The sequence below is a fragment of the Myxococcus sp. CA040A genome (assembly GCF_013336725.1).
Taxonomy (GTDB): domain Bacteria; phylum Myxococcota; class Myxococcia; order Myxococcales; family Myxococcaceae; genus Myxococcus; species Myxococcus llanfairpwllgwyngyllgogerychwyrndrobwllllantysiliogogogochensis.
Window position 1 is genome coordinate 166,563 of sequence record NZ_JABUMR010000003.1, and the last position, 10,330, is coordinate 176,892.

Annotated in this window: 7 protein-coding genes; 5 read left to right on the forward strand and 2 right to left on the reverse strand. The window is 68.2% G+C overall.

Annotated elements, in window-relative coordinates; all coding sequences use genetic code 11:
* The first annotated feature begins 108 nt into the window (after positions 1 to 108).
* The 4 genes from HUA75_RS46655 (at position 109) to HUA75_RS12995 (ending at position 5,458) form a co-directional block, all read left to right on the forward strand.
* Positions 109 to 1,971: a sensor histidine kinase gene (locus HUA75_RS46655; RefSeq protein ID WP_254627558.1), complete on the forward strand. Its 1,863-nt coding sequence runs from the start codon at positions 109 to 111 to the stop codon at positions 1,969 to 1,971.
* 221 nt (positions 1,972 to 2,192) lie between these two features.
* Positions 2,193 to 3,182, forward strand: coding sequence for a hypothetical protein (locus tag HUA75_RS12985; protein ID WP_174486588.1), 990 nt, complete (start codon positions 2,193 to 2,195; stop codon positions 3,180 to 3,182).
* A gap of 236 nt (positions 3,183 to 3,418) precedes the next feature.
* Positions 3,419 to 4,276 (forward strand): MbnP family copper-binding protein, encoded by an 858-nt coding sequence (locus HUA75_RS12990; RefSeq protein ID WP_174465601.1) that lies wholly within the window; start codon positions 3,419 to 3,421, stop codon positions 4,274 to 4,276.
* A gap of 36 nt (positions 4,277 to 4,312) precedes the next feature.
* On the forward strand, positions 4,313 to 5,458 hold the full coding sequence (locus tag HUA75_RS12995) for a methanobactin export MATE transporter MbnM (protein WP_174486589.1): 1,146 nt from the start codon (positions 4,313 to 4,315) through the stop codon (positions 5,456 to 5,458).
* Positions 5,459 to 5,484: 26 nt separating this feature from the next.
* Here the strand turns inward: HUA75_RS12995 and HUA75_RS13000 are convergent, their stop codons facing one another.
* Both HUA75_RS13000 and HUA75_RS13005 read right to left on the reverse strand, forming a co-directional pair.
* Positions 5,485 to 5,955: an NUDIX hydrolase gene (locus tag HUA75_RS13000; protein WP_141643193.1), complete on the reverse strand. Its 471-nt coding sequence runs from the start codon at positions 5,953 to 5,955 to the stop codon at positions 5,485 to 5,487.
* On the reverse strand, positions 5,952 to 7,157 hold the full coding sequence (locus tag HUA75_RS13005; RefSeq protein WP_371746102.1) for a DUF2380 domain-containing protein: 1,206 nt from the start codon (positions 7,155 to 7,157) through the stop codon (positions 5,952 to 5,954). Before HUA75_RS13005 ends, HUA75_RS13000 begins: the two co-directional genes overlap by 4 nt.
* 675 nt (positions 7,158 to 7,832) lie before the next feature.
* Between HUA75_RS13005 and HUA75_RS13015 the strand changes: the two genes are divergently transcribed.
* Entirely contained in the window at positions 7,833 to 10,328 is a 2,496-nt protein-coding gene (locus HUA75_RS13015) for an ATP-binding protein (protein ID WP_141643191.1), read from the forward strand.
* Positions 10,329 to 10,330: the final 2 nt, after the last annotated feature.

The window sequence follows — 10,330 nt, forward strand, 5'->3', positions numbered from 1 at the left end:
TGGACTGGAGGGGTGCTGGGCGCCGGGGGGAAGTCGATGGTGAGCCTGTCGTCGTTGCCAGGGAATGCCCTGGCACGGTCGCTCCATGCCGGAAGTCCCGCACCGTGCATGCGCTTGGAAGCGCTGCGGGGACCGGCGGGCGAGGTGCTCGACTTCCAGTGGTCGTCGCTCAACGCGGCGGCCGAGCACTTCGTGCATGACTGGGGCGTGCCCTCCTGTGTCTCGCGCTGGGTGCAGCAGGGCCTGCGCGGCGTGGAGCTGGAGGCGTGCGTGCGGGTCTGGGCCACCGGCGTGCCCCTGTCCTCGACGTTGCGCCTGTCCCGCGACGGGCTGGACGCGTGCTTCCAGGTGGTGGGCGTCAAGGAGGCGGACGGCCTGGCGCTGTGGCTGTTGGAGCCGTCACCGGAGGACGCAGCGGGGCTGCGCGACGCGCTGGAGCGGGAGCGGGAGGCCCGGCGGCGCGCGGAGGGGGCGCTGGAGAACACCCGGGACGTGCAGGCCCGCGAGGAGCTCTTGCGGCTGGCCCTGTCCAAGGCGCGCATGGTGGCGTGGGAGTGGACGGAGGCGCGGCGCGTGGTGACGTGGTCCCAGGACGCGGACGCGTTTTTTGGCCAGGCGCCAGCAACGCTGGGCACCTCGCTGCCGAGCTTCCTGTCCTGTGTGGTGGTGGAGGACCGGCACCGCGTCGCGCGGGGAATCGAACAGGCGCTGGCGGTGGATGGGGCCTACACGCTGAAGTTCCGCTGTCGGCACGCGGACGGCACCACTCACTGGTATGAGGCGGTGGGACAGAGCTTCCACGAGGCGGAGCGGCCGCACCGCATGGTGGGCGTGGTGGCGGACTGCACCGAGCGCGAGCAGGCGGAGTCCGCGCTGCGGGAGGCGGAGGAGCGCTACCGGCTGGCCGCTCGCGCCACGCATGACGTGCTGTGGGACTGCGACCTGGCGACGGGGCGCGTGCGCTGGGATGCCGGACAGGAGGAGCTGTTCGGCTACGGACGCGACGCCGCGGACCATGAGCTGGGTTGGTGGACGCAGCGGCTGCACCCGGACGAGCGCGACGCGGTGGCGGACGGCCTGCGCGACTTCGTGGCGTCCACCCGGGACGCGTGGCAGGCGGAGTACCGCTTCCTGCGCCATGACGGAAGCTGGGCCCATGTGTTGGACCGGGGCGTGCTGTCGCGTGACGCGGCGGGCCGGCCGGTGCGGATGATTGGCTCGATGATGGACATCACCGAGCGCAAGCACGCGTTGGAGCGGCTGGCGGAGGAGGCGGAGTTCCGCGAGCGCTTCATCGGGATTCTGGGCCACGATTTGCGCAACCCCCTCAACGCCATAACCCTGTCCGCCCGGGCCCTGCGGCGCCGCGCCCCCATCAGCTCCACCCAGCAGCAGATGGCCCAGCGCATCGAAGCGTCCGCGGAGCGGATGGGCACCATGATTTCGGACATCCTCGACCTCACGCGGGCGAGGCTGTCCGGCGGCATCCCCCTGCAAGTGGCGCCGGCGAATCTCTCCACCGTGTGTCAGCAGGTGGTGGAGGAGCTGTCCGCGGTCCATCCGGACCGCTACATCGCCTTCGACGTGGACGGCCGCTGTGACGGGCTGTGGGACGCGGACCGGCTGGCGCAGGTGCTCAGCAACCTGGTGGGTAATGCGCTGGAGCACGGCGCCCAGGACGCCCCCGTGCTGCTGCGGTGTCTGGATTATGAGACGCGCCAGGTGGTGGAGGTCCACAACCCCGGCGCGCCCATCCCCGCGCCGCAGCTGGCCACGCTGTTCGACCCGTTCCGTCAGGCCGGCGCCGCGCGCGAGAAGGGCCGACGACGGGGTGGGCTGGGACTCGGCCTGTTCATCGTCCGGGAGATTGTCCACGCGCATGGTGGCAGCGTGGACGTGCGTTCCTCGGAGCTGGACGGCACGACGTTCACCGTGACGCTGCCGCGCGACGCCCGCCGCGCGGCGCGGTGATGTTTCAAGAACGTCTCGCGGTGTGTCACGGCCAGTGAATCATCGTCAACCGTGAGTCGATACACGGCTGAAGCGTCAGCCGTTTCACGATGTCCCTGTCTGACGCACGACCCCAGCGGAAGAATTGCACGTGGGTACACCTGTCGCTCCTGGCGAGAAGCACTACCCGTTGTCTTGGCCGCGAGAAACCGCGCGGTCACCCCCAACGCGGAGACAGTCCCATGCGCCAGTGCCTCAGCCGTTTCGAGTCCCGTCCTTCCTTCCTTCGAGAACTGACGGCGTGGGGGTTGCCCGCGCTCTTGAGCGTCACTATCGGATGTGGCCCCGCGGGGATGGGTGATGGCGAGCCGAACGAGTCGACAGGCACCCACGAAGAGGGGCTGGTCTCGACGAATGGCTTGTCGACGAACGGGCTGAGCACCAATGGCTTGTCGACGAACGGGTTGAGCACCAATGGCTTGTCGACGAACGGGTTGAGCACGAACGGGCTGAGCACCAATGGCGTGTTCAATACATGGTTCAGCGCCAATCCAGCCCAGGCGGAAATGCTGATGAAGTATGTCGCCCGCTGTGCATTGTCGCCCACGCAAACACTGTCGTACACCCATGGCGGAACGACGTACTCGTGGCCGGGCTCGTTGGGGCTGGCGCCGTCGTGGACGGGGAGCGTGGCGGGCTCGCAGCCGCAGCCCGCGTCGGTGACGGAGCAGCAGGTGGTGTCCGCGTGCCTGGCGGCGCATGCGAACAAGTTCGGCGTGCACGTGAACATCTCCGTGCTGGGCAAGGGCGCATCGAACGTGGCGATTCCCTCCACCCCGGAGGAGCTGCAGTTGTTCAGCAAGCCGGAGGCGTGCTTCTTCGGCAACCTCTTCGCCAATGAGGGCCTCTTCGCGGCGAACGACACCAGCTACCTGTCCTACGACGAGAGCACGGTGCGCACCTGCGGCCTGTCGTCCTGGAGTGGTGACGCCGCGTGTGCGCCCGCGATTGCGCACGTGGGCAACTGCCTGGACCACTGCCAGGCGGACCCGTTGCGCGGCGGGTTCTACAAGAGCTGCACGTACAACGGGAAGCCGTACCGCCCCATCAGTACGCGCATCCGTCCCCAGGACATCTACCGGTGCGGCGACGGCGTGTGCCAGATTTCCGAGCAGTGCGGCACGGGGACCGCCGCGAACAACTGCGCGTCGGATTGCGGCGCCTGCCCGTAGTGCGAGCAGGCTGACCTGGACCCGCGGCTCCCCGCGCCGCGAGGTGTCACCAGGGCCGACCGGTTGACGGGCGGCGATATGTTCGGGAGTCGTTGGCGTTCCCGCCCCGAAGGACCCTGGGGCGCGTGTGCATTCCCGCCGCGACAACATGCCACACGGCGTTTGCTCCCCGGGGCTGGTACCCCTGCAGTCCGTCGCGGTGCGCTCCTCGCATCCGCCCCGTGGAGGTCGATTCGATGAACGCCGTCCGGAAGCTCGCGTCCTGGGCCCTCGTGCCCGCCCTCCTGCTCCTGCAGGGCTGCGGTGATGACGAGAAGAGCGACAAGACCTACACCGTGCGTTTCAGCCCCCAGGTGCGACAGGAGGCTCTGACGTGCGGCGGCAGCTACCCGGATATCGGCACGTCGCGGGGCGTCATCGAGCTGCTCGACTTCAAGATGTACCTGCGGGACGTCACGCTGGTGCGCGCCAATGGCGAGCGCCACGCGCTGAAGCTCGCGCAGGACGGGACGTGGCAGCGCGATGCGATTGCCCTCCTGGACTTCGAGGATGGCACCGGGACGTGCGCCACGGGCAGCCCCGAGGTGCGCCGCGAAGTGGTGGGCACCGCGCCGGAGCATGACGACTACACGGGCCTGGAGTTCAAGGTGGGCCTGCCGCCGGAGAAGAACCACCTGGATGCGGAGGCCGAGCGCGCGCCGCTCAACGTGGCGCCCATGTGGTGGAGCTGGCAGGGCGGCTACAAGTTCGTGGCCCTGGACGTCCGCTCCCGCGCGAACGAGAGCTTCTACTTCCACATGGGGGCCTCGGGGTGTCGGGGCTCGGTGCCGGACGGCTTCACCTGTGCGGCGGACAACCAGGCGACCATCACCCTGGCGGGCTTCGACCCGGAGGCCAATCAGGTCGTCCTGGACCTGGCGGGGCTGTACTCGGAGCTGGACGTGAATCGTGTCCCGGATGGAACGACGGACATGATGCCGGGGTGCATGTCGGGGGCGACGGACCCGGAGTGCCCGGGGTTCCTCGCGCAGTTCGGCCTGACCGCGGATGGCCGCCCCAAGGCGCTGCCGACGACGTTCTTCCGGGTCCGCTGAAGCCCTGTCCCGCGGCGAGTGAACGAGGAGTGCCAGATGTTCCGCGCATGGAAGGTGAGCGCCGCGCTGGGCGCGTTGTTGCTGGTCGGCTGCGGGGGCGATGAGGGCGCGCCGCCTCCCATGCCCTATGCGTGGAAGCTGCCCGCGGGCTTCCCGGAGCCCTTCGTTCCGGCGGACAACCCCATGTCGGACGCGAAGGTGGAGCTGGGGCGCCACCTGTTCCACGACAAGCGGCTGTCGGGCAACGGCACCATGGCGTGCGTGAGCTGCCACGAGCAGGCGCGGGCGTTCTCGGATGGGAAGCCGACGCCCCGGGGCTCCACGGGGGACCACGTCGCGCGCAACTCGCCGGGGCTGGCGAACGTGGCCTATCTGGCCACGTACACCTGGGCGAACCCGCTGCTGGAGACGCTGGAGACCCAGGCGCTGGTGCCGCTGTTCAACGAGTTCCCCACGGAGCTGGGTGTGACGCCCCGGCTGGAGGAGGTCTTCCAGCGGCTGCGGGACGACGTGAAGTATCCGGAGCTGTTCCGCGCGGCGTTCCCCGACGCGGTGGAGCCGGTGGACCGGGAGACCATCGTCAAGGCGCTGGCGTCGTTCCAGCGCACGCTCTTGTCGGGCGGCTCGCCGTATGACCGCTATCTGCAAGGGGAGCGGGAGGCGCTGACGCCGGAGGCCCGGCGGGGCATGGAGCTGTTCTTTGGCGAGCGCGCGGAGTGCTACCACTGTCACAGCGGAAGGCACCTCTCGAACTCGTTCCGCTCGAAGGACTCGGTGCTGCCGAACATGCAGTTCTTCAACAACGGGTTGTACGACGTGGACGGGAAGGGCGCGTACCCGTTGGACAACCCGGGCCTGTTCGAGTTCACCCAGCGGGCGGAGGACCAGGGCCGCTTCCGCGTGCCGCAGCTGCGCAACGTGGAGCTGACGGCGCCGTACATGCACGACGGCAGCATCGCCACGCTGGAGGCGGTCATCGACCACTACGTGGCCGGTGGGCGCAACGTGACGGAGGGGCCGTTCGTGGGAGATGGACGCGCGAACCCGAACAAGGACCCGCTGGTGCGGCCGTTCGAGCTGACGGAGTCGGAGCGCGCGGACCTGGTGGCGTTCCTCAAGAGCCTCACGGATGTGGAGTTCACGCGCGACGCGCGGTTCGCGAACCCGTGGGAGGAGCCATAGGAAGGTCCGGCCCAGCGGCCCAGCGGTCAGGCTTCGTCGTCGGGGAGAAGCCTCCGGAGAAGCTCGTCGTCAGGTCCGAGTGGACGCCACCCAGCGGGAGGTGGATTGGCGAGCAGTGCATCACCTGCCAATCGCACGCGGTCTTCATGCGTCTCTGGGACGATGCCGGACCAGAGCCCGAGTGCCTTGGCGACCCTGAAGCGGTTGTCGTCATCCAGCATTGCCGGCCAACCATCAGGGAGGCTCCCCCATAGCTCGCGCACGAGATGTCCACGAACCAGGCGGGTCACTTGCTTGCTTCGCACCGCTTCGGCCACCAATCCGTCGTACACCTGAACTCCGGCAACGTCGTCCGGACCCAGCTCCTCGGCCAATGCCACCCACGATGCGGTGGGACGGGCCTCGGCAAAGGCCGTGAGTGAATCGTAGCCGCGCTCACGAACGCGCTCATACAAGCGGGCCTTCCAATTCCCCCGCCATGAAAGTTCGTCCGTCATCGGCTCCTCCCCTTCGTGAACACGATCGGGACTTTGTAGAACTGCATACGCTCCGCGACGATGTCCAGGACCTGATTCCGCGTCAACATCCGGCCTGCTCTAGCCTCGGCGTCGCGCAGCGTCTTCATGATCATCCGATTCCACTCACCGGGCCACACGCGCCCCAGCGTCCAGTTGCCTCCGCCGTGAATGGCCTCGTGGTGGGCCTGCTCCAGCCGGACGCAGAACTGGTCGATGTCCATGTCGCCCTTGAAGCCGCGCTGCTCGAACCACTCCCGGTGCTCTTTCGGTAGGACGTGGTGCTTCGGGGCGTCGGACATGCCCGCTCCTGCCTTGCCCGTCACCCGCATGCCCCTCACCTCGGGACTGTCTCCCAGCGCGTCACGAACGCCCTCGGGCAGGTCTTGATGGGCCTGAGCCATCATCACCTGACCCCCGTGGATGCGGACGGCCGCGCTGACGGCGGGGAGGGAGATGACGCCTGCCTGCACGAGCCTTCGCATCAGCTCCACCCACTCGGCGGAGACAACGATGCGTGAGCCCGCCATGACGCCCCCTGAACTCATCGCGAGGCCCACGCCGAGCGTCGCGGGCGCGGCCGGGGGCAGTCGAGGCAGCGACATCTTCAGCGAGGAAATCAGGGTGACCATCTCCAACACCCGCACGGCCACCAGAACCTTGCCTCCCTCCTCCATGGCCGCCCGTCCGTCCGAATGAATCGCGTTGAACTCCCGGGTCAATGCCCCCATCAGCTCGGGCATCGCGAGTGCCGCGGCTTCGACACGGTTCGGGTCCTGGGAAGCGAGGTCCGACAACGGGGTCTCCACCAGGCCCCGGACGCGGTTGAGGTCCACGAACTGCTTCTCGAAGCTGCAGATGAAGCACTCCCGGAGCAATGCGTCGGTGAGCTGGAGGAAATCAACCCAGGTGGCGAGCAGCAGTGTTCCGAACATCGCGGCCTGGAGCCGTGGCCCCGTCATGCGCAGGACGCCCAGCTCCATCTCCGGGTTCTCCAGTTCCGACGCGGCCCCAGCCATCACCGTCGCGCTTCCGAGCGTGCCGTGAATCCACGTCACCTGCTTGGAGCCAAGGCGGAGAAAGCGCATGAACACCTCGCCGTTGATGCCCCGGCCATCGAAGCCGGGCCGACGTGTCGAAATCCTGGACAACGCGGACTCGACCCTCCCCAGCGAGCCCTTCATCTCGTCGATGGACTCGAGGATTGCTTGTCGAGTCAGTGTGGCGCTCCGCGCTCCGCCTCCAGTCGCTCCAGCCAGGGTGCCAGGCCCAGCCCGGGTTGCGTCGCTGCGTGGTCCCCGATGCCGCCACAGCCGTTGTCCTGCTTCGGGTCCCGCGATGGCGTGCGTGCGGTCGTCGCTCGGCTCCCCTTCCCACGCGGGGGACGAGGCTGCATGTGGCGCGTGGTTCAGCGTTCTGTCGCGCCCGGGAGCATGAGTCACCGAGGCGCACCCCGTGGCCAACAGCGCCATGGCCAACAAGGCGCTAACGCGCATTGTCCACCCCTGGCTTGAGCGTGCTGAACCCGCTCTCCAGGGCGGCGTTGTCGTAGCAGTTGCCGCATCGGCTGATGCCGCGGACGATGCCGTGTCTCGCCAGAACGTGCTGGTAGTCCTCACTGGCGTATGTGCTCCCCTGGTCCGTGCGGTGCCAAAGCCTACCAGCCCGACGCCGCACTGTACGGCGAGGCCGGAGGAGCACATGAAGCGAAGGCGCGGCGGTGCGCCCCTGGCGCCCGTGCCTTGACGCAATACCTCCTGAGGGGGATGGCCGGCCCCGGTGCCTTCGGGTGTCATTCGCGCGGGTGTGCGACGAGAGTGTCCACCTCGTGCCATGCTCTCGACCCTGGGAGGGGCGTCATGAAGGTCATGGTTGGCGATACCGTGGTCATCACGCAGCAAACGGGGAATCCCATTGGCATCGTGACGCGGCGCAGCGGCACCATGCTCACGGTGCGGCTGCCCCTCAAGGGTAATACCCTGGAACGGGTCTCCCGCGCGGACGTGGAGCCGCTGGCCCTGTGGCTGGCGGATGCTCGACGGCGGCAGACGAAGTTCAGCAACACCCTGAGCCTGGTGGGCCAGTCCTCTTTGTCCGAGCTGGTCGGGGTGTTTGGCTATTCAACAGACGTCAAGATGCAGCGCACCTCGTTGGGGAGCGTGGTGCGGCAGCTCGAGCGGGCGGGGCTGGACGTCAATCCCACCACGGGTAGCTGGGACCGCCACGCGCCCTTCGTCCTGTCATTGAAGAAGGCCCTCATCGACCCCTCGCCGGAAGAGGACGACGCCCAGGATTCGGAGCCCTCCCAGGGCTTCGCGCTGCCGCAGCCCTTCTGGCCCAGTGCATTGGGTTTGTCGCAGGACCGAGAGGTGGCGTTCCTGCGAGCGCTCACCGGTGCCGAGCCGCTCCTCGCGCTGCTCTACCTTCCGGAGCGTCGGGAGACGGCGGACTGGCTTCAGGCCACCTGGGAAGGGGTGATGGGCTGGGCCTACCGCTCCGCGCAGCGCTTCGTCTGGACGGGGCGTGGGGAGAACGGGGCCCCCGCGGTTGTCCGAGGTTCGTCCCACTTGCTGCATGGGTATCTCAAGCCCTCGCTGCTGGACTCGGAGGGGCCCCGGCTGCGTGACGCGCCCCATGCCCTCAACCTCATCGCGCTCCAGCGAGACAGAGAGGCACCCGTCGACCTGTCGCGCCTGCTGGCCGCCTGGCCGGGACCCATCTTCGAGTTCGATGCCACGGCGATTGCTGGGGGTGGGGTGCCCGTGTCCCAGTTGTTGTTGATGGTGGGAGGCAAACCCGCGCTGGCGACAGAGGCGGTCGTGTCGGAGCTGTCTCCATTGAAGCTGGTGTTGTGGAGTCGCGAGGCCAGCGCTCAGGGGGCGGCCCAGGCGATGAACTCGTGGGGAGACCTCCTCACGCGGACACCGCTCTCCCGGTTCAAGGGCAGCAACGAAAGCAGCACGTCACTCTCCCTCAAGGCCCGGCTGGCGCAGTGGCTCCTGGTGAGGAATCCCGAGGCCTCGCTCCAGTTCGAGCAGCACCGGATCGAGGTCCTGGACGATGAAGGTGACGAACAGGAGGTGATTCGCACGGACCTGCATGTGGAGGGGCAGGGGACGTTCGAGGTAGAGACGCTGGTGGGCAGCGGCCCGATGGAGTCCTTCTACCACCGGAAGATCTTCTCCCGTCGCAAGCCGGACGAGCCCTTCTCCCTGGTGGTCCCTGGCGAGGCGCTGCTGTGGGCTGGCCCCTTCCTGGCGGATATCGCCCACCATCTGGGCGAGGGAGGCTCGGTGCTGGTGCCCGTCGCGGGAGCCGCCTTCGCCTCGCTCGAGGCGCGTGCGCTGGTGGAGAATGCCTCGGAGGTGAAGGACCCGGAGGAGGCGGCCCGGCTCGAATCTCCGGTCGAGAAGTCGGAGCGCCGCGACGACGCGTTGCCGCTACTGGACGACGTGGCTGGCTATGCCTCCGTCAAGGAGCGGATCCGCCGCGATATCGTATGGCCGGAGCAGCGCGGGGCGCTGCTGCGAAATGTCTCCCGGGCCTCGGGGATTCTCTTCTTCGGGCCCCCTGGCTGCGGCAAGTCGCTGCTCGCTCGTGCGATAGCGGGTGAGCTGGAGCAGGAGGTGCGGCTGCTCTCGCCTTCAGATCTGCGTGGCCCCTACGTCGGTTGGGGGCAGCGCATGATTCGCGAGCAGTTCGACTGGGTGGTGGAGCAGGAGAAGCGGATGCTCGTGCTCGATGAGCTGGACGCGGTCGCGCGCTCCCGTCGCTCGGGCGATATGCACAGTGACGAGAAGGCGGACGTCAACGAACTGCTGGTGCAGTTGGACCGGGCGGGCAGGTTGCGACGCATCATCGTAGGCACGACGAACTTCCTGGGTGCTCTGGATGAAGCAGTCATCCGGAGCGGCCGTTTCGGACGCTTCGTCCCCGTGCCTCCTCCGGACCTGGACGAGGCGGTGGAGATTGTCACTCACTACCTGAGTCGGCTGGCGCGAGCGGAGACCGCGGCCGCGGACCGTGTCCCCAGCGCCGTGGAGCTGAAGGCCATCTTGTCTCCACTGTTCGCGCGGAACCTGGTGGACCAGCGCTTCTTCTCGGGCTCGGACCTGGAGGCCGCGGTCACCGAGTCCTATCTGGGCTGCGCGCTGGGCAAGGCGCCGAGTCTGGAGCAGAGCCTGGGGCCGGTGCACCTGACCGTGGAGGCGCTCGCCGCCGCGTTGGAGCGTGGACCCCGGTCCGTCTCCAAGCGCTCCATCCAGCGGTTCCTCACGGAGACGCGACGTCACTGTGGAGCGAGCCTGGCGGATTTGCTGGCGGGACGGTTCGAAGCCCAGACGCGAGCACCCTGAAG